Below are 22,119 nucleotides of genomic sequence, written 5' to 3' on the forward strand. Positions count from 1 at the left end.
GGCGGGCACCCCCGGCGGACGCCCCGGTGACCGTCCCGGTGGCCGCCCCGGTGGGGGCGGTGGCCACTGTGGCCTGCGGCTTTAACGGGCGTTTAGCCGTGGGGAGTCCACTCCGGGTGTCTGCCGCAGGGGTGCGGCCGGATTCGTTTCACGCCGGATCGGGGATCCGGCGTCACTTGGGGAAGTTGACACGATGCCTCCATGGAGGGGTGGTGCCACCTCTCCGAGGCGCGGCGCACCTTCCGTCTCGACCGGCCCCCGGCGCCCGTGTCCTCGACGCCCCTGACCTCTACACCCGTGTCCTCATAGGCGGCGAGCGCCTCCCGGGCCGCCTGCCGCGCGCTGTCCGCCAGCTCCACGGGGGCCACGATGCGCCCCTCGCGGCCCAGCCGCAGCGCCAGCCGGCGCAGCGAGGCCGGGTCCGGGCTGCGCAGGGTGATCCGCAGTCCGCCCTCGGGCAACTCCTCGGCACTGTCGTGCGGGTAGTACTCGGCGACCCAGCGCCCGCCCGGACCGACCTCGACCACGACCTCCGGGTCCTCGGCGGCCGGCTGGACCAGCCCCACCGACAGGTCGCGCGGCTCGATGGCCGGCGGGTCGGAGCGCTCGTCGAGCAGCCGGATCTCCGCGACCCGGTCGAGACGGAAGGTGCGCCGCGCCTCGGAGAGGTGGCACCACCCCTCCATGTAGGTGTGCCCGACCGCGAACAGCCGGATCGGGTCGACGGTGCGCTCGGTCAGCTCGTCGCGCGCCGGCGAGTAGTAGCGCAGCCACACCCGCTTCCGCTCGGAGATCGCCCGGTCCACATCGGCGAAGACCCCGCCCTCGGACTCGAAGGTCACCGAGAGCCGGGAGCTGGCCCCGGCCGCCTCGCCGGCCGCCGCCTCCAGCTTCGCCGTGGCCCGCAGCAGGGCGTCGCGGTCGCTCTCGCGCAACCCCGGCAGGGTGGCCACCGCGCGGGCGGCGACCAGCAGCGCGGTCGCCTCGTCGGCGGCCAGCCGCAGCGGCTCGGCCGTGGACTCCCCCGAGGCGTCGGGATTGCGCCACCAGATGCGCTCCCCGTCGGTGTCGATGTCGAGCAGGTCCCCGCCCCGGAAGCTGGTCCCGCACATGGGGAGCACGTCGAGGTCCGAGATCAGCTCGTCCTCGGTGATCCCGAAGGCGCGGGCCACGTCGGCGACGTACGCGCCGGGGCGCTCACGCAGATAGGTCACCAGGGACAGCATCCGGCGCGTCTGGTCGATGGCGTTGGCAGCCATGCTGGTACGTCTCCCCCTCAGGGCGTTGCTCACTGGATTCGCGCGGCCGGCCACGGCCCCGCGCGGATTGCGTACGGCTACGCGCCCGTCCGCGCTCGCGCGCGGCCCGGCACGGCCCGGTCAGCCCTTGGCCACGGCACGCAGCCGGTCCACCACGTCGGCCCGCAGGTCCGCGGGCTCCAGCACCACGACATCGGGGCCGAACTCCACCAGCCACGCGTCCAGCCCGTGCCCGTACGGGATCTCCAGCTCGTCCCAGCCCGCCCCGCCCGCGCTCTCGCGCACGGCCGTGGCCTTGGCCCGCAGCGGATAGCCCGCCCCGGCACGCAGCCGGATCAGCGCCGAGCGGTCCGCGCTCTCCCCGGCCCAGCTCGCCACGGTCTCCCGCACGGTCACCACGTCCGGGACATCGGCGGTGTACTTCGCCGCCCGCGAGCGGACCTTCCCCGTGATCCGCGAGAGCCGGAACACGCGCTCCGCCCCGCGGTCGCGGTCGAAGCCCGCCAGGTACCAGTGGCCGCGCCAGCACTCCAGGGCCCAGGGCTCGACCTGACGGGCCTCGGGACGCGCGGCGGTGGACTTGCGGTAGTCGAAGACCACCGGCCGGCGGTCGCGGCAGGCCAGCATCAGCGGCTCGAAGGCCGCCTCGTGGACCGGGATCCGGGGCTCGATGGCACTGTGCTGGCCCTCGTACGGATCGGAGGCCTCCGGCATGCCGCCGGCGCGCAGCTTCTGCAGCGCACCGCTGGCGGCCCCGGCGAGCCGCGCCTGCTGCCAGACCTTGGCGGCGAGCCCGAGGGCCGCGGCCTCCTCGGCGTCCAGCGCGACGGGCGGCAGCCGGTTGGAGTCCCGGCGGGCCAGGTAGCCCGTATCCCCGTCCAGGTTCTCGACCGTCTCGATGACCAGGCCGAGCTCGCGCAGATCGTCCTTGTCCCGCTCGAACATCCTGTTGAAGGACTCGTCGTTCCCGGCCTCCATGTAGGCCTCGATGGAACCGCGCAGCTCGCGCTTGCTCAGCGGCCGACGGGTCCCCAGCAGACACAGCGCCAGATTCATCAGCCGCTCGGCCTTGGCAATCGCCATCGAGCCCATCCGCCCTTCCGGTCCTTCGAGAGGCGTCCCCGCGCACACCCTCGTGACCGCTGACCGTACCGCCCCGGTGGTCCAGGGCAAAAGCGAGGGCCCCCGCCTCACGGCAGGGGCCCCACGGCTTCACCAACGACTGATCAGGCGCCCATCAGGTCGCACACGAAGATCAGCGTCTCGCCCGGCTTGATGGCGCCGCCGGCGCCGCGGTCGCCGTACGCGAGGTGGGCCGGGATCGTCAGCTTGCGACGGCCGCCGACCTTCATGCCCTGGACGCCCTGGTCCCATCCGGAGATGACCTGGCCGACACCGAGCTGGAACTGCAGCGGCGCGCCGCGGCCCCAGGAAGCGTCGAACTCCTCACCGGTGGAGAAGGCCACGCCCACGTAGTGGACGGAGACGCGGGAACCCGCCTTGGCCTCGGCGCCCTCGCCCTCCCAGATGTCCTCGATGACGAGGTCGGTGGGGACCGGACCCTCGGGGAAGTCGATCTCGGGCTTCTCGAGCTTGTCGCTCACGGAACTGCTCCTCAAAACTCACGAACAGGGGGACAACCGGGACAGTCTTACATCACGGCGAGGATGTCGAGGCTGAAGACCAGCGTCGAGTTCGCCGGAATGGTGCCCTGCTCCTTGTCACCGAAGCCCGCGTCCGGCGGGATGACCAGCAGGATGCGGCTGCCGACCTTCTTGCCGAGCAGGCCTTCCTTCAGACCCTTGACCGAAAGCTGCTCCAGCGGCCACGTCACGGACTGGTCCGTGGCGTACGTGCTTTCGAAGGTCTTGTCGTCCTTCCACGTCTTGCCGTTGAACTTGACCACGACGTTGTCGGTGTCCTTGACTACGGCGCCGTCACCCTCCAGGACGTAGTCCGAGACCAGCTTGGCCGGCGGCGTCGCGTCCTTCGGGACGGTCACGGAGACTTCCTTGCCGTCCGTGTTCACGCCGACCTTGGGCAGGTCCTTGTTGTCCTGCGGGATCTCCTTGCCCTTGGCCGAGGCCGGGATGGAGGTGCCCTTGACGATGTCCACGACGAAGACGAGCGTGGCGTTCGCCTTGATCTTCTCGCCCGAGCCCTGCGCGCCGTAACCGAGGTCCGGCGGGATCACGAGCTCCAGACGGCTGCCGACCTTCTTGCCCTCGAGGCCCTGGTCCCAGCCCTTGATGACCTGGCCGGCGCCGATGGTCACGTCGAACGGCTTGCCCTTGCCGAAGCTCTGGTCGAACGGCTCCTTGCCGTCCCACACCTGGCCGAGGTAGTTGACCTGGGCGACATCGCCCTTCTTCAGCGCCGGGCCGTCGCCCTCGCTGATGGTCACCACCTTCAGTTCCTTCGGCGGGGTGCCCTTCCCCTTGGCCAGGGTGGGCTCTTCCCCGAACTTGGCACCCTTCGTGATCGCGGGCGCCCCGTTCTTCGTCTCGGCGGAGTCGGAGCCGCTGTCGCCACACGCTGCTGTCGACAGCAGCAGAAGGGGTACGACAAGCAGGCCGGCAAGTCGGCGCACGTGTTCCTCAGATCTCAGACGGCTGGACGGTCGTCGCCACTCTAAGCCGTGCACAGGGCCCCGTACGAGATCCGTACGAGGCCCTGTCCAAGATCAGCGCTATGTCACACCACGCCCCACGGCGCCCTACATCCCCGCGATCAGCTTCTCCACCCGGTCGTCCACCGAACGGAACGGGTCCTTGCACAGCACGGTGCGCTGCGCCTGGTCATTGAGCTTCAGATGCACCCAGTCGACCGTGAAGTCCCGCCGCTGCTCCTGCGCCCGGCGGATGAAGTCGCCCCGCAGCCGCGCCCTCGTCGTCTGCGGAGGAACCGACTTCCCCTCGAAGATCTTGAGGTCGTTGCAGATCCGCGCCGCCTGCCCCTTGCGCTCCAGCAGGTAGTACAGCCCGCGCCTGCGGTGGATGTCGTGGTAGGCGAGGTCTATCTGAGCCACCCGCGGATTCGACATCGTCATGTTGTGCTTGGCCCGGTACCGCTCGATCAGCTGGTACTTCATGACCCAGTCGATCTCGGTCCCGATCCGGTCCAGGTCCTCCGCGTCGATCGCGTCGAGCGTGCGGCCCCACAGCTCCAGCACCTGGTCCACGACACCCGTGCGGATCCCCCGCCGCTCGGCGAAGTCCACCGCCTTGTCGTAGTACTCCCGCTGGATCTCCAGCGCCGAGGCCTCCCGGCCGCTCGCCAGACGCACCTTGCGCTGACCCGTGATGTCGTGGCTGACCTCGCGGATCGCCCGGATCGGGTTCTCCAGCGTCAGGTCCCGCATCACCGTGCCCGCCTCGATCATGCGCAGCACCAGATCGGTCGCCCCGACCTTCAGCAGCATGGTCGTCTCGGACATGTTCGAGTCGCCCACGATGACGTGCAGGCGCCGGTAGCGCTCCGCGTCCGCGTGCGGCTCGTCGCGCGTGTTGATGATCGGCCGCGAACGCGTCGTGGCCGAGCTGACGCCCTCCCAGATGTGCTCCGCCCGCTGGCTGACGCAGTAGACCGCGCCCCTCGGCGTCTGCAGCACCTTGCCCGCACCGCAGATCAGCTGCCGCGTGACGAGGAACGGGATGAGAATGTCCGCGAGCCGCGAGAATTCCCCGTGCCGCGCCACCAGATAGTTCTCGTGGCAGCCGTACGAGTTGCCCGCCGAGTCGGTGTTGTTCTTGAACAGATAGACGTCTCCCGCGATTCCCTCCTCGTGCAGACGGCGTTCGGCATCGACGAGCAGGCCTTCGAGAATGCGCTCGCCGGCCTTGTCGTGGGTGACCAGTTCGATCAGGTTGTCGCATTCGGGAGTTGCGTACTCCGGATGCGAACCGACGTCGAGGTAGAGGCGGGCGCCGTTCCGCAGGAAGACATTGCTACTGCGGCCCCATGACACAACACGGCGGAAGAGGTAGCGCGCCACTTCGTCAGGAGACAGTCGGCGCTGTCCCCTGAACGTGCACGTGACGCCGTACTCGTTCTCCAGCCCGAAAATGCGGCGGTCCATGACTGAACATTACGCCTTCTGCTCTGTTCTGAAACCGAGTTCGCGGGCGTCGTTTCGATCATTTTCCGAAGACGGAGGCCGTTGATCAGCGCCTCGATCTGCGCCGGGCCGGCCGGGCCGGCCGGGGAGCGGTTGCTGCACTGGGACCTGCACTACGACAACGTGCTCGCGGGCGGTCGCGAGCCGTGGCTGGCGATCGATCCGAAGCCGCTGGCCGGTGACCCGGGGTTCGAGCTGCTGCCGGCGATCGTCAACAACTTCCGTGAGGCGGAGGTGCGGTGGCGCTTCGACCTGCTTTCGGAGGCGGTGGGCGCGGACCGGGAGCGGGCTCGGGCGTGGACGCTGGGGCGGGTGTTGCAGAACTGCCTGTGGGACCTGGAGGACGAGGAGCAGCCGGCGGAGGTCCAGTTGGCGGTGGCGGAGCTGCTGCTCGGGGGTCGGTCGTAGGCTGCCGGCATGATCCGTAGCGCTGTCGTCGGGGACGTTCCCGTCATCCAGGCCATGATCCGCGAGCTCGCGGAGTACGAGAGGGTGCCCGAGGAGGCGCGGGCGACCGAGGAGCAGTTGCGGGAGGCGCTGTTCGGGGAGCGGCCGGCGGCTTTCGCGCACATCGCGCAGACGCCGGAGGGGGAGCCTGTCGGCTTCTCGCTGTGGTTCCTCAGCTTCTCGACGTGGCGCGGGGTGCACGGCATCTACCTGGAGGACTTGTACGTGCGCCCGGGGGTACGGGGCGGTGGCCACGGGAAGGCGCTGCTGGCGGAGCTGGCGCGGATCTGCGTGGAGCGCGGGTACGAACGGTTGGAGTGGTCGGTCCTCGACTGGAATTTGTCTGCCATCGACTTCTACCGATCGGTCGGCGCGGTGCCGATGGACGAGTGGACCGTGAACCGCCTGACGGACGACGCGCTCCGCAAGCTGGGCGGGGCTGAGTGAGCGCACCGGAGCCCTTGCCACCGATCACTACCGCGCTCAAGGCAGCCCTCCGCCACCTGCGGAGTGTCCGTGGCCGGCGTCCCGGAGCGCCCTGCACCGATGCCGCCTACGCGGCGTGGCGGGACGACATTGCCGAGGCTCTGGACAACCTGGCGGAGCACCTGGAGCAACCTGCGGACAGGGCCATGGCACGTACCGAGGCGGTGGCCGCCCGCGCGGAGGCGGAACGCTTGCGCGCGTGACTCCTGGCCTCCGTCTTGCTGGAGTCTCGAAGTCACGCGGGGCGTCACGGCACGCGGCCGCGGGGCCCAGGCCGTCCGGCTTCGCCCCAGAGTTCCCGGGGCCCGGACTGGTAGACCTCGAACTCCTCCGCGCCGGGTACGAAGTCGATCGACGCCCAGGAAGTGACCCGGGTGTCCCGGAGCCAGAGCGTGTAGCGGCCGCCGTCGAGTTTTTCCGGGTAGGGGAACATCCCCTGGGTCTGGAGTCCGACGGCGAACATGGGGAGCCAGTCGGCCACGTCCTCCGGGGACAGGGACGTGGTCGTCCGGCGGCCATCGGCCGGCCACGGCTTCCCGCCCAGGTACGTCTTCACGTGCGTCCGGTAGGCACGTTGTTGCCGGAGGCGCATGAAGGCGGAGGAGCTGACGAACGGGCCGGATGCGCTTCCGTCCCCCTCGACGGTCAGGCGGACCACGGCCTCCCCGCCGTACTCCGTGGCGTACGGGGAGACGATGATCCCGCCGGGCCGGGTCTGCCGGACGATGTCCGCCGGGATCTCCTGGAGGGAGGCCGTGATGAGTACTCGGTCGTACGGGGCGCCTGCGGGCCAGCCCTGGGAGCCGTCTCCGACGACGGCGACCGGGTTGTAGCCGGCGGCATGCAATCGGGCTCGGGCCGTGGCCGCGTTCTCCGGGTCGAACTCGATGGTGGTGACCGTTTCCGAGCCGACCCGTTCGGACAGCAGAGCCGCGTTCCAGCCGGTGCCCGTGCCTACTTCCAGGACCTTGGCACCAGGTTGCACGTCCAAGGCCGCCAGCATGGAGAACACCATGGCGGGCTGAGAGTTGCTGCACGTCGGGATGTTTCCCCGGGCGGGGCCCTTCGTGTCGCTGTGGCCGGAGTCCTGGCCCTCCGAACCGCCGCCGCCGTGACCGGCGCCCGACTGGCCGTCGTCCTGCTGGCTTCCGCCCTGGCCCGAGCCGCTGCCTCCGCCGTGCTGTCCGCCCATGAACGTGCTCCTTCTCGTGAGGGATGAGAGTGAGCGGTGCTGTGAGCCGCCCCGGCTGATCGGTGGATCGGTCACCGGGGCGGAGTCTGTGGGGTGGGGTCAGTCGGACCCTGGAGTGAGGGCCCCGGGAGTGCGCTCCGGCCGGGCCTGCATCTGCCGTTCTCCGGCCTCTGCCAGGAACTCCAGAAGGGGACTTCCCCGGAGCCAGGTGGTGCGAGAGCTGGGCGGTCCATTCGCCGCTTCACAACGTGCGCCAGCTTCACGGCGACGTCGGGGCGGACACTGCCCAGCCTCACCAGCCCCGGGCCGGGCGGCGCCGGGTCGATGCCCAGGGAGGGGCGAACGATTCCAGCGGCTGTCAGCGATTCGCGCAGCGACTCCACGACCGTGCTCGGGGTCACTGTCTCCAGTTCGTGCGAGCTGTCCATGAGAGGGACGCTAGGGCCGGGTGCCGGGTCCTGTCGGGGCTGATTCGCCGGGATTCTCGGGCTGGTCCGTGACCTTCCGGCGGATTCTCAGGCGGTGTCGAGAGCCCGCCGGGCGCGGGCGATCACGCGGTGGGCGTCTGCCCCGTAGACCGCGGAATCGGAGAGTGCCTGCCAGACCTTCCGGTACACGCCCACGCTGTCCGCGTCGTCCAGCCAGAGTTCCGCGTGCCAGTGCAGCATCTCCTGACGCTTCACACGGGCCCGTACGGCCTCCTCCGTGTCCCGGACGGACTGGTGGAGGTCGGCGTAACGGGTGAAGACGCGGCGGGCGTACTCGGCGGTCTGGAGCATGCCCACGACCGTGGAGCCCTGCCAGACGTGGAACGTCCTCGTGCGTTCGTACTCCGCTGTCAGCGTGTCCTGGACCGGCTTGTGGCCCGCGGCCAACTGTCTGCGCCACGCGCGGGACCGGGACTCCAGGCTCCGGAGCCGGGTGATCAGCTCCTCAGCCGCCTGTGGATGTCCGGTGGCGTCCGCCCACGCCAGCAGGTCGTCCGTCGTCGCGGTCTGGCGCCCGGTCTCCAGTTTGCTGATCTTGGACTGGGTCCAGCCGAGCAGGACCGCCAACTGGCGGCCGGTGAGACGCCGATCGGTGCGCAGCTCGCGCAGCCGCGCACCGAGGCAACTCGTGCTTGTTGGAAGTCGGTGCTCACTCGGCGGACGGCACCTGTTCCGCGAAGGTCTCGTACGGCACGGCGTGGTGCCACGCGGCGTCCCGGACCTGGCACGCGCGGGCCACCTCGACGGGGTCCGTGACCAGCTCGACGCCGGTCATCACGTCGTCGTCATCGAAGTGGAGCCGGGCGATCACCCGGGAGTCGAAGAGCCAGAAGTCTTCGTTGGGAAGTTGCAGGGCTTCGGCTTTGGAGCGCCACAGGTTGCGGATGTCCTCGCCGACCGCGCTGTTGCGGCGGGCGTTGTCGAGCAGGTAGCTCTGACCGGGCGTGGGTGGGTTGTCGGCGATCCGCACCCGCTCGAAGCGCTTGCCCAGGGCGGACTGTTCACGCCGGGACACGCACCAGGGGTCGTCCAGGTCCCAGCCGGTGTCCTCGCCCCGAACGAACCGCTGGTACGTCTCGGTCTCCTCGTCCGACTGGTAGCGGCGCCGGGTCTCCAGACGCCAAGCCGTGTGCGCGAAGGTCCGGAACATCCCGGCGAACTCCTCGAAGCCGATCAGCACGGGCGTCCTTTCCGTGTCCCACGAGTCCCGACCGGGGTGGGGCGGGTACGGACTCCCTGTCCTGCGTGATGCGCGATGAATCTCGGGACGCGACGCGGAAGGGCCCGGCTGGCTCCCGTGCGCGTGCCAGGGGATCAGGGGGCCGGACGGGGGTTTGGCGGCATGATCTGGGGCTCCAGGATGACTTTGCCCGTGGTGGCGCGGTTTTCCAGGTCGCGGTGGGCCGTGGCGGCTTCGGACAGGGGGTAGCGGCGTAGGGCGGGGCGCAGTCGGCCGGAGGCGGCCTCGGCGAGGGCGCGGGTTTCCAGGAGGCGGAGGGGGTCGTCGCCGCCGGCGCGTTGGAGCATGGCGGGGCCGCGGACGTTGAGCGTGGTGACGGAGCGGGCTTCGAGTGCGGTGCGGTCGGCGTCGGTGAGCGGGATCGGGCCGCCGGACCAGCCGAAGACGAGGTGTTGGCCGCCGTCGGCCAGGAGGTCGAGGGCGGTGCGGGCGATGGTGCCGCCGACGGAGTCGAAGAGGACGGTGGCGCCGTCGGGGTGGTGGGCGCGTACGGCGTCGGCCCAGTCGGGGCGGGTGTAGTCGAGGGCGAGGTCGGCGCCGGCCGCGGCGGCGAGGGCGGTCTTGTCGGGTCCGCCGGCGAGGGCGATGACCGTGGCTCCGGCGTTCTTCGCGTACTGGACGAGCAGGGTGCCGATGCCGCCCGCGGCGGCGGGGACGAGGGCGACCGAGCCCGGGCCGAGGTCGGCGAACTGGAGGATGCCGAGCGTGGTGCGGCCGGTCCCGATCATGGCCACGGCTTCGGCGGTGTCGAGACCCGGTGGGACGGGGTGGACGCGGGTGGCGTCGGCGACGGCGTACTCGGCGTAGCCGCCGGGAGTGAATCCGAGGTGGACGACGACGGTGCGGCCGAGCCAGGCGGGGTCGGTGCCGGGGCCGAGGGCGTCGACGGTGCCGGCGACTTCGCGGCCGGGGATGGTCGGGAGCTCGGGGAGGGGTGCGGGCGGGCCCTGGACGCCGCGGCGGAGGCTGGTGTCGAGGAGGTGGACGCCGGCGGCGGTGACGGCGATGCGGAGCTGGTCGGGTGCGGGGACGGGGAGCGGGGGGGGGGGAGGTGGGGGTGCGGGGCGAGCCCGGCGCCGGCGGGGGAGGCGGGGGCGACGAGGGGCACCTGGAGGAAGGGAAGGGACGGGGCGGCCAGCGAGTCGTTCAGCCGGAGCGGCGCGCGCGCGTGGGCGGTCTGTGGCGGGCTGAACCGCTCCCCGCACGCGACGCGGGCGAGGTCGCAGGGGGCGAGGTAGAAGAGGGCGTAGAGGGCGATGGACAGGGCGAGCAGGACGGGCAGTGCCCCGCCGAGCCGTTTGAGCGCGAAGAGGGTCACGCGCTGCGCTCCTTCCGGGTGCCGACCCGCAGGCGCGAGCCCTCGCGCGGGTCGAGGGCGCCGCCCTCAACACGGGCCACGAGGGAGGCTGCGGCACGGTCCACGCGAATGCCGCCGCCCACGTACCGGCCCGGCTGGAGGCCCTGGGGACGGCCGCCGGGCTCGACCGGGCCGCCCTGCACAGCCTGCTGGCGGCCGCGCGGTCCCCCTTCGTCCACCTCGTGCGGGACCGGGCCTCCCGGCGCCCGGGCGCCTCGGCCCCCGCCCCGGGGCGGGGCCGGACTCGTCGACGCCCTGCGCGCCGCACCGTGTCGCATCGACCTCTCTCCCGGAGTGCCCGACCTGGCCGCGTTCCCGCGCTCGGCCTGGCTCCAGGCCGAGCGCCGGGTCCTCGCCCGGCTCACCCCCGCCGACTTCGGCTACGGGAACCCCCAGGGCACGCTCGCGCTGCGCGAGGCGATCGTGGGCTGGCTCGCCCGGGGCCGGGGCATCCGCGCGGACCCCGGCGAGGTGGTCGTCGTCGCGGGCGTGGCCCAGGCGCTCGGACTGCTGGCCCAGGTGCTGCGCGCCGAGGGCGTCCGGCGCATCGCGGTGGAGGACCCCGGCTCGCTCGGGGCCCGGCAGCAACTGGAGCACGGCGGCATGGAGATCCTGCCCGTACCGGTGGACGCGGGCGGGATCGACACCGCGGTCCTGGCGGCGGGCCGGGCCCAGGTGGCGCTGCTGACCCCGGCGCACCAGTTCCCGACCGGGGTGGTCCTCGACGGGGAGCGCCGCCGCGAGCTCCTCGGCTGGGCGGCGGCCGGCGGCGTGGTCATCGAGGACGACTACGACGCCGAACACCGCTACGACCGCGCCCCCGTCCCCGCGCTCCGGGCCCTGCTGCCCGATGCCGTCTGCTACGCGGGCAGCGTGTCCAAACTGCTCGCCCCCGCCCTGCGGTTGGGGTGGCTGCTGGTCCCGCCGCGCATGCTGGACGCCGTGATCGAGGCCAAGCGGTACGCCGACCTCGGCAACCCGGTCCTCGCCCAGCTCGTGCTGGCCCGGCTGATGGAATCGGGCGAACTGGAGCGCCACCTGCGGTTCGTGCGGCGCCGCCACCGGGCCCGCCGGGACATCATGCTGCGGGCGATCGCCGCCGAGCTGCCGGGCGCCCGGGTGCACGGAGCCGCCGCCGGACTGCACTTGATGGTCACCTTCGACGGCGCGGACTTCGACGACACCGCCCTCGCGGCGGCGGCCCTGGACCTCGGGGTCAAGGCCCAGCCCCTGTCCTGGCACCGCCTCGGCCAGGGCCCGCCGGGCCTGGTCCTCGGCTACGCGGCGAGCCCGCCGGGAGAACTGGAGGAGGGCGTGGCGGCCTTCGGCACGGCACTGCGCCGCCTGCGGGCTTCCTGACCCGGAAAGTTTTTCGGGAACGGCGGCAACCTCCCGGCGGTTCGCGCGTCGTGCGGGGGTGAAGGGCGTGAACCCGCGCCTTCCAGCCGACCGTGGAGAACCACCGTGAAGAACCTGAAGCGTGCCCCGCTGACCGTCCGCAAGGCGGCGGCCGTCGCCGTCGCAGCCGCCGGGGTGGCCGTCGCGCTGGCCGGGCCGGCCTCCGCCGCGCAGGGGGCGTCCGCGTCGCCGACCCCGCCCGCGCCCGCCCCGGCGGTGACCGCGCCGAGCACCGCGCCCAGCGCGGCCCCCTCGGCCGCCCCGAAGCCGCAGCCCTCGGTGAGCGTGCCCCCGGGCGCGAAGCCCGGCGCGACCCCGAGCACCTCCCCCAGCGCCGCCCCGAGCGCGACCCCGGCCGTGCCCGGCGAAGCCGAGCTCGCGCATACTGGCTCCTCCGCCACCACCGCCGCACTGGCCGGCGGGGCCGGCCTGCTGGTCACCGCCGGGGCCGCGACCCTGTACGCCGTGCGGCGCCGCGCCAACGGCTGAGGACCCACGTGCTCCACCCCGCACCGTCCATCGGCCCCGCCGCGCCCGGCTTCGACCGGCCGCGGCGGGGCTTGTGGTCGTTCCTGCTGCGCCGCGAGCGCCTCTCCGCCGAGGCTCCGCCCGCGCGGGCGCAGCCGTACCGGCACGCGTACACGTACACCCACGACCGGACCGGCGGGGACCACGGTCCGCAACCCACCGTGACCGAGCTCTACCACGCCCACCGGCTGCGCATGGTGCGGCTGGCCGTGCTGCTCGTGGACGACCTGGGCACCGCCGAGGACGTGGTGCAGGACGCCTTCACGGCGCTCTACCGCCGCCACGGCGAGCGGATCGCGGAGGTGGACAACGCGCTGGGCTACCTGCGCACCGCCGTGGTCAACACCGCGCGCTCCGTGCTGCGCCGGCGCAGGACCGCCCGCGCGTGGACCCCGCCGACGCCGGCCGACGTACCGTCCGCCGAGGCCTCGGTGGTCCTGGACGAGGCGCACCGCGAGGTGCTCGCCGCGCTGGGCCGGCTGACGGCACGGCGGCGCGAGGTACTGGTGCTGCGCTACTGGGCGGACCTGAGCGAGGCGGAGATAGCCGAGACGCTGGGGATCAGCCGGGGCGCGGTCAAGTCGAACGCGAGCCGGGGTCTGGACGCGCTGGAACGGATTCTGGAGGGTCGGATATGAGGCCAGGGGAAGGCCCGGAGGAGTCCCCCGCGGCGTTCCCGGCCGGGAGCGCGGCCGGGGGAACGTCCGAGCGGCCCGTCGAGCACCGGCTGCGCCGCGCCCTGGACGCCCGCGCGGCCGGGATCACCGTGCGCGAACTGAGCCCGGCGCGGCCGCCGGGGCCGGGCGTACGCAGGCTGCCGTGGGCCCGGCTGCGCTCGCGGGGCTTCGCGCTGCCGCTGGCCGGGCTGGCCGCGGCGGCGGCCGCGGTGGTGGGGTACGCCGTGCTGGCTCCGGATCCGGCCCGGATGGGGCCGAACCCCGTACCGGTGCCGCCGGCCGCGCCGCCGTCGGCCTCGCCGACCGGTGGGGACGATTCCCCGGCTCCGTCCCCGACACCGGCGCCGCTCAGCCCGTCGCCCTCGGTCAGCGGGCCCACGCCGCCCGGGCCGCTCCGGCCGGGCGGGTCGTCTCCGAAGCCGCCGCAGCCGAGTTCGACCCCGTCGGGTCGCTCGTCCGCGGCGACCTCGCCCTCCTCGTCGGCCGCCGTCCCCTCGCCCGCGCCGACCCGCTCCCCGGGTTCGCGCTAGGGGGTGTCTGGTGGATCTCCGCGGCGTCGCGACGCCCGGCACGCACTCTCGCCGCACCGGCCGAAAGCCCAAGTACGCCCAGTACGAGTGCTTCCGGCCGGCACGCCGAGAGCACGCACCGGACGCCGCTCCTTCCCCGCGGAGATCCACCAGACACCCCCTAGTCCAGCGGCTACGCGGCGGCCGTCGGCGTGTTCTTCACGGCGGCCACCAGGGGCGCGAGTTCGGGCTTCAGCGCGGCCTCGTCCAGTGCCTCGCGCAGGGCCGTGTCGTTGGTGGGCCTGGCCTCGGCCAGCAGGGCCAGGCCGGCCGGGCTGACGTCGGTGTAGATGCCCCGCCGGTCGGTCGGGCAGAGGTAGCGGTTCAGCAGCCCGCGGTCCTCCAGCCGGCTGACCAGCCGGGTCGTCGCGCTCTGGCTGAGCACCACCGAGTCCGCGACCTGGTGCATCCGCAGATGGCCGCCCACGCCCGCGTGCTGGCGGCTGAGGACGTCGAGCAGCGAGTACTCGCGCACGCTCAGCCCGTGCGCGCTCTGGAGCGCCCGCTCGATGTGCGTCTCGATCCGGCCGTGCAGGAGGGAGAGGGCGCACCAGCCCTGGGAGAGGGCGGTGAGTGCGCTGTCCGTGGCCGTCATGGGCTGCTCCTTCAAGGCGTGTCCCCCCAGGATAGGCCACTCGCGCAATAGCCCGCGCTTGCAAATAACCCGCGTCTGCAATTAATGTGGACGCAGGCAAGCCGCCATGGCAAGAGAAATATCGCCATCCGGCGTCCGGCACCCACGCCGGGTCGCGCGGCACACGCAACCTCCCCCGAAGGACACCCCCATGCCTCTCGCACTACTGGCCCTGGCCATCGGAGCCTTCGGGATCGGCACCACCGAATTCGTGATCATGGGCCTGCTCCCCGAAGTCGCCGGCACCTACGGCGTCTCGATCCCCACCGCGGGCTTCCTCGTCACCGGGTACGCCCTCGGCGTGCTGTTCGGCGCGCCGCTGATGACCGTCCTCGGCACCCGCGTCCCCCGCAAGCGCATGCTGATGCTGCTCATGGGCCTGTTCATCGTGGGCAACGTGCTCTCCGCCCTCGCCCCGTCCTTCGGCGTCATGCTCGCCGGGCGCGTCGTGGCCTCCCTCGCCCACGGAGCCTTCTTCGGGATCGGCGCGGTGGTCGCCGCCGAGCTCGTCGCCCCCGAGAAGAAGGCCGGAGCCATCGCCATGATGTTCACCGGCCTCACCGTGGCCAACGTCGTCGGCGTCCCGCTCGGCACCCTGGTCGGCCAGCACCTCGGCTGGCGCGTCACCTTCCTCATCGTCGCCTCGCTCGGCATCCTCGGCCTGCTCGGCATCGCACGGCTCGTCCCCGACCTGCCCCGCCCCGAGGGCGTGCGGATCCGCCACGAGCTGGCCGCCTTCCGCAACGTCCAGGTGCTCTTGGCCATGGGGATGACCGTCCTCGGCTTCGGCGGGGTCTTCGCCGCCATCACCTACATCACCCCGATGATGACGAACGTCGCCGGCTTCGCCGACACCTCCGTCTCCTGGCTGCTGGTCCTGCTCGGCCTCGGCATGGTCGTGGGCAACCTCGTCGGCGGCCGGTTCGCCGACCGCGCGCTGATGCCGATGCTGTACGTGTCCCTGGGCTCGCTGGCGCTGGTCCTGGCGGCCTTCACCCTCACCGCCCACACCAAGGCCGGGGCCGCCGTCACCGTCGTCCTCATCGGAGCCCTCGGCTTCGCGACCGTGCCGCCGCTGCAGAAGCGGGTCCTGGACCAGGCCGCCGGCGCCCCCACCCTGGCCTCGGCCGTCAACATCGGCGCCTTCAACCTCGGCAACGCCCTCGCCGCGTGGCTCGGCGGGCTCGTCATCTCCGCCGGGCTCGGCTGGACCGCCCCGAACTGGGTCGGCGCGGCGCTCGCCGCCTCCGCCCTGGTCCTCGCCGTCGTCTCCGGTGCGCTGGACCGGCGTACGGCGGGACGCACCGGCGCCGGCCGGGTCGTCGCGGCCGGCGCCCCGGCTGCCGCGGGCGTCCCCGCCCACCACTGATCCACCGCGCCGCCCCGTCCACCCCCCTCTTCCCTGCCCCCCGGCCAACGCCCAGCCTCAGCCCCCTGCCCCCGTGCCGCAGGCGACCGGCGCCGAGGGCTGGCCTCCCCCGCCGCCCGCGGCCCCCGCGTACGGGACCGGCGGCGGCGAGGGCGGCGGCGCCTGGGGCGTGCCCCTGACCGCCGAAGGCAGCCCGCAGCCCAAGCCGAAGGGCAAGGGCGGCCTGATCGCCGGCGTGCTCGCGGCGGCCCTCCTCGCGGGCGGCGTCGGCGGCGGCGTCGGCTACTGGGCCGCGGAGCGCAGCTCCGACGGCTCCGGCTCGACCACGGTCAGCGCCGGCAACACCCCCAAGGACCTCAAGCGGGACTCGGGCTCCGTCGCGGGGCTGGCCGCCGGCGCGCTGCCAAGCGTCGTCACCATCGAGGCCTCGGCCGGGGACGGCGAGGGCGGCACCGGCACCGGCTTCGTCTACGACCAGCAGGGCCACATCCTCACCAACAACCACGTCGTCGCCTCCGCGGCCAACGGCGGCAAGCTCAGCGCCACGTTCTCCGACGGCAAGAAGTACGACGCCGAGGTCGTCGGCCGGGCCCAGGGGTACGACGTCGCCGTCATCAAGCTGAAGAACCCGCCGTCCGGGCTCAAGCCGCTGCCGCTCGGCGACTCCGACAAGGTCGCGGTCGGCGACTCGACCATCGCGATCGGCGCCCCGTTCGGCCTGTCGAACACGGTCACCACCGGCATCGTCAGCGCCAAGAACCGCCCCGTCGCCTCCGGTGACGGCTCCGGCGGCAAGAACTCGTACATGAGCGCCCTGCAGACGGACGCCTCCATCAACCCGGGCAACTCCGGCGGCCCGCTCCTCGACAGCCGCGGCGCGGTCATCGGCATCAACTCCGCGATCCAGTCGGCGGGCAACGGCGGCTTCGGCGGCGGCCAGGCCGGCTCCATCGGCCTCGGTTTCGCCATCCCGGTCAACCAGGCGAAGAACGTCGCCGAATCGCTGATCAAGACCGGCAAGCCGGTCTACCCGATCATCTCGGTCTCCGTGGACCTCGCGGCCAAGACCGACGGCGCCAAGATCTCCGAGACGGGCGCGGCCGCCAACGAGCTGGTCGACCCGAACGGCCCGGCCGGCAAGGCGGGCCTGAAGCCCGGCGACATCATCACCGAGCTCGGCGGCAAGCCGATCGACAGCGGCCCGACCCTGATCAGCGAGATCTGGACGTACAAGCCGGGCGACACGGTGAAGCTGACCTACCTGCGCGGCGGCAAGCCGACCACGGTCGACATCACCCTCGGCTCGCGGGTGGGCGACAAGTAGTCCGTACGCGACACGCAACTGGCTTGATGGGAGGGGCCGCAGGCGGGATTCCGCCTGCGGCCCCTCCCAACATCCGCTTATGCTTCCAGCGTGTTCGATACGCGGCACATACGGACGTTCCACGAGGTGGTCACCTCCGGGTCCTACTCGGCCGCCGCCCGAGTGCTGGGGTACACCCAGCCCGCGATCACCCAGCAGATGAAGGCGCTCGAACGCGCCGCGGGCACCCCGCTGTTCACCCGCGTCGGGCGCCGCATGCAGCTCACCGAGGCCGGGGAGTCCATGGCCCGGCACGCCGAGTCCATACTCGCCGGCCTCTCCGCCGCCGAGGCCCAGCTCCAGGCGTACGCCCGGCTGCGCACCGGCCGCGTCCGGCTGTGCGGCTTCCCCAGCGCCAACGTCACCCTGGTCCCGGAGGCCCTCAGCAGCCTGGCCAAGGAGCACCCGGGCATCCAGGTCGAACTGCTGGAGCAGGAGCCGCCGGACTCCCTGCGCAGGCTCGAGCGCGGCGAGTGCGACATCACCCTGGCCTTCACCTATCCCGGGCTGCACGAGCAGGTCCCCGACGAGGTCTCCGAGGTCAAGCTGCTGGAGGACCAACTGACGGTGCTGCTGCCGACCGGCCACCCGCTGGCCCGCCGGCGGGCCGTGCACCTCGCGGACCTCGCCGGGGAGCGGTGGATCGCGGGCTGCCCGCGCTGCCGGGCGAACCTCCTGCACGAGTGCGCGGAGCTGGGCTTCGTCCCCGACATCCGCTTCGCCACCGATGACAACCTGGTGGTGCAGAGCCTGGTCGCGCAGGGCCTCGGCGTGGCCATGATGCCCGCCCTGGTGCTGCCCTCGCTCTCCTTGAGCAGGGCGTGCGGGCGGGTGCTGGAGCCGGCCGCACGCCGCCACATCGCCGCCTACGTGTACCGCGACCACGCGCGGATCCCGGCGACGGCGGCGGTGCTCGACGCCCTGCGCCGGGTGGCCTCGAACCGCGTGGGCTGCTGAGCGGGCCACCGCGCCTTCCCGTCCCCGCGGACGCGTCAACCCATAAGCAGATCTTCGGAGTTCGGCTCAGAACTGTCGTTGGACGTGATGGGCAGGCTCACCGACGCTCCGGGTATGACCACCACCACGCCGGCCCGTACGACCGCGAGGACGGCCGCCCTCGTCAGTGAGATCCGCACGGTCGTGAACCGCGGGCTCGCCCCGGACCTGACCGCCTACCTGGTCGGCGAACGGCTCGCCCCGCACCTGGGGACGACCGGTCTGCTCACCCCCGCGCAGCGCGAGGGCCACCCCGACCGCTACCGGCAGCACATCCTGCACGCGGAGCCGGACGGCAGCTTCTCGGTGGTGGCCCTGGTGTGGCTGCCGGGTCAGGAGACCGCCATCCACGACCACGTCTCGTGGTGCGTGGCCGGGGTGCACGAGGGCGAGGAAAGCGAGCTCCGCTACCGCCTCGCCCCCGCCACGGCGACCGGGGGCGCCCGGCTGGTGGCGACCGAGCAGGTGGTCAACGGAATCGGCGACGTCTGCGGCTTCGCCCCGCCCGGCGACATCCACAGGGTCCGCAACTCCTGCGCCACGAAGGCGATATCCCTCCACGTGTACGGCGCCGACGTCGCCCGCCTGGGCAGCAGCGTCCGCCGTGTCTACACGCTCCCGGCCGACTGATGGCCCTGCTGAACCGCCCGGTGAGCGGGGCGGGATCGCTGACCCGGCGCGTTGTTTCACGTGAAACATCCACACCGTGGCCCGGGTTGGGGCTCGCGGGAGCCGGAGTGCTGGTCGCCTGGTCGCTGCACCGGCTCGTGCCCGGGGTGCCGATGCTGACCGCCTCGGTCGTGCTCGGGATCGCCGCGGCGCACCTCCCGCGGCTCCGGAGCTTCGTACGGGGCTCCGCGCGCCCGGGCCTCTCCTTGGCGGGGCGCCGGCTGATGCGGATCGGCATCGTCCTGCTGGGCCTGGCGCTGGGCCTGGACCAGGTGCTCCGGCTGGGCTGGGCCACGGTGGCGATGGTGGCCGGCGTGGTCGCCGCCACCTTCCTCGGCACCCTCTGGCTCGGCCGCCGACTGGGACTCCCCGGCGACCAGCCCCTGCTGATCGCCACCGGGTACTCGATCTGTGGGGCCTCGGCCATCGGCGCGGTCAGCGAGGTGTCCGGCAGCGACGAGGAGGACGTGGCCTCCTCCGTCGCCCTGGTCACCCTGTGCGGCACCCTTGCCATCGCCGTGCTCCCCCTCCTGCAAGCCCCGTTGGGACTCTCGGACCCGGAGTTCGGCCGCTGGGTGGGAGCGAGCGTCCACGACGTCGGCCAGGTGGTCGCGACCGCCCAGACGGCCGGCCCGGGAGCGCTCGGCGAAGCGGTGCTGGTCAAGCTGATGCGGGTGGCCATGCTGGCCCCGCTCGTGGCCGCGGTGGCCTTCTCCGTACGGGCCCGCAGGCGCGGGGTGCGCACCGCCTCGGGCCGCCGGCCGGCCCCCGTACCGCTGTTCGTGGCCGGCTTCCTGGCGGCGGCCGTGCTGCGCGCCACCGGGGTGCTGCCCGACGCGGCACTGGAGTGGGCGCACACCGCGCAGGAGCTGCTGCTGGCGGCCGCCCTGTTCGGCCTGGGCAGCGCGGTCCACCTGCCCACCCTGTCCCGTACCGGCGGCCGGGCCGCCCTGCTGGGCCTCGGGGCCTGGATCATGGTGGCCGGGGTCTCGTACGCGGGGGTCCTCCTCACCGCGTGAGCCCGGAACGGAACGGAGTTGGCCAATTCCTGGCCGGAACCGACCGAACGTTCCGACTGCTGCCTGACATCTCGACCCCGGCGTGCCACTCTGCCCCCGATCCGCACCGACAACTCTTCATCCGGGCACGGCAGAAGGAGTCATTGCGTGAATCGTCATCGGACAGCCGTATCGGTCTTACTCGCGGCGGGCGCCCTGATCGCGGGAGCCCTGACGCCGGCCTCCGCCTCGGCCGCCGCCGAGCACCCGTCCTCGTTCCGGCAGCAGCAGACCCAGGGGTTCTGGACCGCGGCGCGCATGCGCGCCGCCACCCCGCTGGACCTCACGGCGGCCCCGGGCACCGGCCGCGTGGCGCCGACCGCCGCGGCCGGCGCCACGACGATCGCCCCGACGCCGCCGAGCGCCGCCTCAGGAGCCTTCGCCACGGCCTCACCCCCGGCCTCCCCCACGGCCTTCCCGCAGGCGGGCGGCCCCTGGACGGGCGGCGGGGCGGTCGTGAAGACCTCGGGCCGGGTCTTCTTCACCCTCGGTGACCGCACGGCCTCCTGCTCCGGCGACTCGATCACCAGCGCCAACGGCAGCACGGTGATCACCGCCGGCCACTGCGTGAAGTATCAGGGCGCCTGGCACACCAACTGGATCTTCGTTCCGGCGTACAACAACGGCAACGCGCCCTACGGCCAGTGGCCGGCCACCAAGACTTTCGCGACCGACCAGTGGGCGGCGAGCGAGGACATGAACATGGACGTCGGCCTCGCGGTCGTCGCCCCGCTGAACGGCCAGAAGCTCAGCCAGGTCGTCGGCGCCCAGGGCATCGTGTTCAACGGGGGCTACAACAAGAAGATGTACTCGTTCGGCTTCCCGGCGGCGGCCCCGTACGACGGCACCAAGCTCGTCTACTGCAGCGCCAACACGGGCAAGGACTTCCTGCTGACCAAGGACCACAGCATGTCCTGCAACATGACCGGCGGCTCGAGCGGCGGCCCCTGGTTCCAGGACTTCAACGAGGCCACGGGCCTGGGCACGCAGGCCTCGGTGAACAGCTTCGGCTACACCTTCCTGCCCAACCGCATGTACGGCCCGTACTTCGGCAACGAGGCGAAGGCCGCCTACGACAAGGCCCAGACCGCCTGACGCCCTCGAAATCCCCAGCGCCACCCACCCCCACCGCGCGCACCCCCGCCGCCGGCGCCGCGCGCACCCTCGCCAACGGCACCAGCGGGGCGCGCCTCCATCCGTACGCGGACCTCCAGCCCGCCGGCACCCGCGCCGCCGACCTCAAGTCCCTCGGCTACACCAGCCCCGGATCGGCGGGGTGATCACCACGAAGCAGATCCTGCACGCCCGGTTCCACTTCCCGGCCGCCGATGCCGGGCTCTACGGGCAACTCCTCGACCTCGCCGGGAACATCACCCCCCGGGTCCAGCCGATCCCGCCCGACGCCGCCGACCTCGACATCACCGGCGCCCTGCGCTACTGGCAGTGCGGCGCCGAGGACCTGGCCGCCCTGCTGCGGATGCGGACCATCGGCCTGCACGGCGTGCGGACGACCTGCGCCGTTGCGCCCAACCGCATGCTCGCGGCGATGACGGCCGCCTCCACGCCCTTCGGCGCCGCCGCCGTCCTCACCGAGGAGGAGGTCACCGACTGGCTGCGGCCCCGCCCGGTCGCCGCCCTCCACGGAGTCGGCCCCGCCACCGCCGCCTCGCTGGCCGCGTACGGACTGCACACCATCGGCGACCTCGCCGACGCGCCGCTGCCCGCCCTGACCAGGATCTTCGGCTCGGCCACCGGCCGCGCCCTGCACGCCCGCGCCCACGGCCAGGACCTCCGCCCGGTCGACGCCCACCCCGTGCCCAAGTCCCTCAGCGCCGGCCACCCCTTCGAGGCCGACTGCCTCGACGCGGACCAGCACCACCGCGCCCTCCTCGGCCTCGCCCACCGGCTCGGCGCGAGCCTGCGTGACGAGGCCCGGGCGGCCACCGGCCTCACCCTCACCGTCCGCTACGCCGACCGCAGCACCTCCACCCGGACCCGGACCCTGACCGAACCCACCAACCACACCCGCCCCCTGACCGGCACCGCCTACGAGCTGTACGGGCTCCTCGGCCTCCAACGCGCACGCGTACGCTCCTTCGACCTCCGGGCCGAGGCCCTGTGCCCCGCCTCCGAGGCCAGGCGGCAGCTCACCTTCGACGCGGCCGACGACCAGGCGCTCGCGGTCGAGGCCGCCGCCGACCGGGCCCGGGCCCGCTACGGCCCCGACGCCGTCAGACCGGCGACCCTCGCGGGCACCGTGACACGGTGAACC

20 protein-coding genes and 5 pseudogenes are annotated in these 22,119 nt (G+C 72.8%); 14 read left to right on the forward strand and 11 right to left on the reverse strand.

Translation table 11 applies throughout. The features are described from left to right. Positions 1-92 precede the first annotated feature (92 nt). From DRB96_RS39100 to pafA, 5 genes are all read right to left on the reverse strand, one after another. Positions 93-1,259: a WYL domain-containing protein gene (locus tag DRB96_RS39100; protein WP_343234675.1), complete on the reverse strand. Its 1,167-nt coding sequence runs from the start codon at positions 1,257-1,259 to the stop codon at positions 93-95. Positions 1,260-1,379: 120 nt separating this feature from the next. Then, on the reverse strand, positions 1,380-2,342 hold the full coding sequence (locus DRB96_RS39105; protein ID WP_112454310.1) for a WYL domain-containing protein: 963 nt from the start codon (positions 2,340-2,342) through the stop codon (positions 1,380-1,382). A gap of 143 nt (positions 2,343-2,485) precedes the next feature. Further along, the gene (locus DRB96_RS39110; protein ID WP_112452659.1) at positions 2,486-2,863 is read right to left on the reverse strand and encodes an FKBP-type peptidyl-prolyl cis-trans isomerase; all 378 of its coding nucleotides are present in this window, start codon (positions 2,861-2,863) and stop codon (positions 2,486-2,488) included. A 47-nt stretch (positions 2,864-2,910) separates the two neighbouring features. After that, positions 2,911-3,849: an FKBP-type peptidyl-prolyl cis-trans isomerase gene (locus DRB96_RS39115; RefSeq protein ID WP_112452660.1), complete on the reverse strand. Its 939-nt coding sequence runs from the start codon at positions 3,847-3,849 to the stop codon at positions 2,911-2,913. A gap of 126 nt (positions 3,850-3,975) precedes the next feature. Further along, positions 3,976-5,337, reverse strand: coding sequence for a Pup--protein ligase (gene pafA, locus DRB96_RS39120; RefSeq protein ID WP_053678744.1), 1,362 nt, complete (start codon positions 5,335-5,337; stop codon positions 3,976-3,978). A 111-nt stretch (positions 5,338-5,448) separates the two neighbouring features. On the opposite strand from pafA, the pseudogene DRB96_RS39125 reads away from it, so the two are divergent. Both DRB96_RS39125 and DRB96_RS39130 read left to right on the forward strand, forming a co-directional pair. Next, a pseudogene (locus tag DRB96_RS39125) lies at positions 5,449-5,784 on the forward strand (aminoglycoside phosphotransferase family protein); the annotation flags it as partial. Between the two features lie 9 nt (positions 5,785-5,793). Next, on the forward strand, positions 5,794-6,270 hold the full coding sequence (locus tag DRB96_RS39130) for a GNAT family N-acetyltransferase (RefSeq protein ID WP_112452662.1): 477 nt from the start codon (positions 5,794-5,796) through the stop codon (positions 6,268-6,270). Positions 6,271-6,556: 286 nt separating this feature from the next. On the opposite strand, the gene DRB96_RS39140 is transcribed toward DRB96_RS39130, so the two are convergent. The 5 genes and pseudogenes from DRB96_RS39140 to DRB96_RS45510 form a co-directional block, all read right to left on the reverse strand. Then, entirely contained in the window at positions 6,557-7,501 is a 945-nt protein-coding gene (locus tag DRB96_RS39140; protein ID WP_112452664.1) for a methyltransferase domain-containing protein, read from the reverse strand. A 515-nt stretch (positions 7,502-8,016) separates the two neighbouring features. After that, positions 8,017-8,642: pseudogene (locus DRB96_RS39150) on the reverse strand (Scr1 family TA system antitoxin-like transcriptional regulator). Continuing rightward, positions 8,639-9,169, reverse strand: coding sequence for a DUF6879 family protein (locus DRB96_RS39155; RefSeq protein ID WP_112452666.1), 531 nt, complete (start codon positions 9,167-9,169; stop codon positions 8,639-8,641). Before DRB96_RS39155 ends, DRB96_RS39150 begins: the two are co-directional and overlap by 4 nt. A 134-nt stretch (positions 9,170-9,303) precedes the next feature. Further along, a complete protein-coding gene (locus DRB96_RS39160; protein ID WP_112452667.1) occupies positions 9,304-10,434 on the reverse strand; it encodes a zinc-binding dehydrogenase in 1,131 nt (376 codons plus the stop codon). Continuing rightward, positions 10,398-10,547 (reverse strand): annotated as a pseudogene (locus DRB96_RS45510) (ABC transporter permease); the annotation flags it as partial. The pseudogene DRB96_RS45510 and the gene DRB96_RS39160, both read right to left, overlap by 37 nt. Before the next feature lie 59 nt (positions 10,548-10,606). Here DRB96_RS45510 and DRB96_RS46430 point away from each other — a divergent pair. The 5 genes and pseudogenes from DRB96_RS46430 to DRB96_RS39185 all read left to right on the forward strand — a co-directional run. Then, a pseudogene (locus DRB96_RS46430) lies at positions 10,607-10,792 on the forward strand (ATPase, T2SS/T4P/T4SS family); the annotation flags it as partial. A 37-nt stretch (positions 10,793-10,829) separates the two neighbouring features. After that, positions 10,830-11,945, forward strand: a pseudogene (locus tag DRB96_RS39170) (PLP-dependent aminotransferase family protein); the annotation flags it as partial. A gap of 105 nt (positions 11,946-12,050) precedes the next feature. Then, entirely contained in the window at positions 12,051-12,473 is a 423-nt protein-coding gene (locus DRB96_RS39175) for an LAETG motif-containing sortase-dependent surface protein (RefSeq protein WP_112452668.1), read from the forward strand. 8 nt (positions 12,474-12,481) lie between these two features. Beyond that, positions 12,482-13,150 carry a SigE family RNA polymerase sigma factor gene (locus tag DRB96_RS39180; RefSeq protein WP_239516625.1) on the forward strand — a complete coding sequence of 223 codons (669 nt, stop codon included), beginning with the start codon at positions 12,482-12,484 and terminating at the stop codon, positions 13,148-13,150. Next, complete coding sequence (locus DRB96_RS39185; RefSeq protein WP_112452669.1) at positions 13,147-13,719, forward strand: hypothetical protein; 573 nt, start codon at positions 13,147-13,149, stop codon at positions 13,717-13,719. Before DRB96_RS39180 ends, DRB96_RS39185 begins: the two co-directional genes overlap by 4 nt. 172 nt (positions 13,720-13,891) lie before the next feature. Here the strand turns inward: DRB96_RS39185 and DRB96_RS39190 are convergent, their stop codons facing one another. Then, positions 13,892-14,353: a MarR family transcriptional regulator gene (locus DRB96_RS39190; protein ID WP_112452670.1), complete on the reverse strand. Its 462-nt coding sequence runs from the start codon at positions 14,351-14,353 to the stop codon at positions 13,892-13,894. 190 nt (positions 14,354-14,543) lie between these two features. Between DRB96_RS39190 and DRB96_RS39195 the strand changes: the two genes are divergently transcribed. The 7 genes from DRB96_RS39195 (at position 14,544) to DRB96_RS39225 (ending at position 22,116) form a co-directional block, all read left to right on the forward strand. Beyond that, a complete protein-coding gene (locus tag DRB96_RS39195; RefSeq protein WP_112452671.1) occupies positions 14,544-15,761 on the forward strand; it encodes an MFS transporter in 1,218 nt (405 codons plus the stop codon). Further along, a complete protein-coding gene (locus DRB96_RS39200) occupies positions 15,667-17,085 on the forward strand; it encodes a trypsin-like peptidase domain-containing protein (protein WP_239517823.1) in 1,419 nt (472 codons plus the stop codon). Before DRB96_RS39195 ends, DRB96_RS39200 begins: the two co-directional genes overlap by 95 nt. Before the next feature lie 90 nt (positions 17,086-17,175). Further along, the gene (locus tag DRB96_RS39205) at positions 17,176-18,081 is read left to right on the forward strand and encodes a LysR family transcriptional regulator (protein ID WP_112452672.1); all 906 of its coding nucleotides are present in this window, start codon (positions 17,176-17,178) and stop codon (positions 18,079-18,081) included. Positions 18,082-18,195: 114 nt separating this feature from the next. Further along, a complete protein-coding gene (locus tag DRB96_RS39210; protein WP_112452673.1) occupies positions 18,196-18,750 on the forward strand; it encodes a cysteine dioxygenase family protein in 555 nt (184 codons plus the stop codon). After that, positions 18,750-19,808, forward strand: a complete 1,059-nt coding sequence (locus DRB96_RS39215; RefSeq protein WP_112452674.1) for a putative sulfate exporter family transporter — start codon at positions 18,750-18,752, stop codon at positions 19,806-19,808. The genes DRB96_RS39210 and DRB96_RS39215 overlap by 1 nt, the downstream gene beginning before the upstream one ends. A 147-nt stretch (positions 19,809-19,955) precedes the next feature. After that, positions 19,956-20,942 (forward strand): peptidase, encoded by a 987-nt coding sequence (locus DRB96_RS39220; RefSeq protein WP_112452675.1) that lies wholly within the window; start codon positions 19,956-19,958, stop codon positions 20,940-20,942. A 181-nt stretch (positions 20,943-21,123) separates the two neighbouring features. Then, entirely contained in the window at positions 21,124-22,116 is a 993-nt protein-coding gene (locus tag DRB96_RS39225) for a hypothetical protein (protein WP_343234676.1), read from the forward strand. Positions 22,117-22,119 lie beyond the last annotated feature (3 nt).

The organism is Streptomyces sp. ICC1, assembly GCF_003287935.1.
GTDB classification, from domain to species: domain Bacteria; phylum Actinomycetota; class Actinomycetes; order Streptomycetales; family Streptomycetaceae; genus Streptomyces; species Streptomyces tritrimontium.

Bases quoted from the DNA above. Each gene is read 5' to 3' on its own strand.
- DRB96_RS39185 (WP_112452669.1), top strand. From the start codon at position 13,147: ATGAGGCCAGGGGAAGGCCCGGAGGAGTCCCCCGCGGCGTTCCCGGCC.
- DRB96_RS39210 (WP_112452673.1), top strand. From the start codon at position 18,196: ATGACCACCACCACGCCGGCCCGTACGACCGCGAGGACGGCCGCCCTC.
- DRB96_RS39130 (WP_112452662.1), top strand. From the start codon at position 5,794: ATGATCCGTAGCGCTGTCGTCGGGGACGTTCCCGTCATCCAGGCCATG.
- DRB96_RS39100 (WP_343234675.1), bottom strand. From the start codon at position 1,259: ATGGCTGCCAACGCCATCGACCAGACGCGCCGGATGCTGTCCCTGGTG.
- DRB96_RS39215 (WP_112452674.1), top strand. From the start codon at position 18,750: ATGGCCCTGCTGAACCGCCCGGTGAGCGGGGCGGGATCGCTGACCCGG.
- pafA (WP_053678744.1), bottom strand. From the start codon at position 5,337: ATGGACCGCCGCATTTTCGGGCTGGAGAACGAGTACGGCGTCACGTGC.
- DRB96_RS39190 (WP_112452670.1), bottom strand. From the start codon at position 14,353: ATGACGGCCACGGACAGCGCACTCACCGCCCTCTCCCAGGGCTGGTGC.
- DRB96_RS39195 (WP_112452671.1), top strand. From the start codon at position 14,544: ATGCCTCTCGCACTACTGGCCCTGGCCATCGGAGCCTTCGGGATCGGC.
- DRB96_RS39140 (WP_112452664.1), bottom strand. From the start codon at position 7,501: ATGGGCGGACAGCACGGCGGAGGCAGCGGCTCGGGCCAGGGCGGAAGC.
- DRB96_RS39105 (WP_112454310.1), bottom strand. From the start codon at position 2,342: ATGGCGATTGCCAAGGCCGAGCGGCTGATGAATCTGGCGCTGTGTCTG.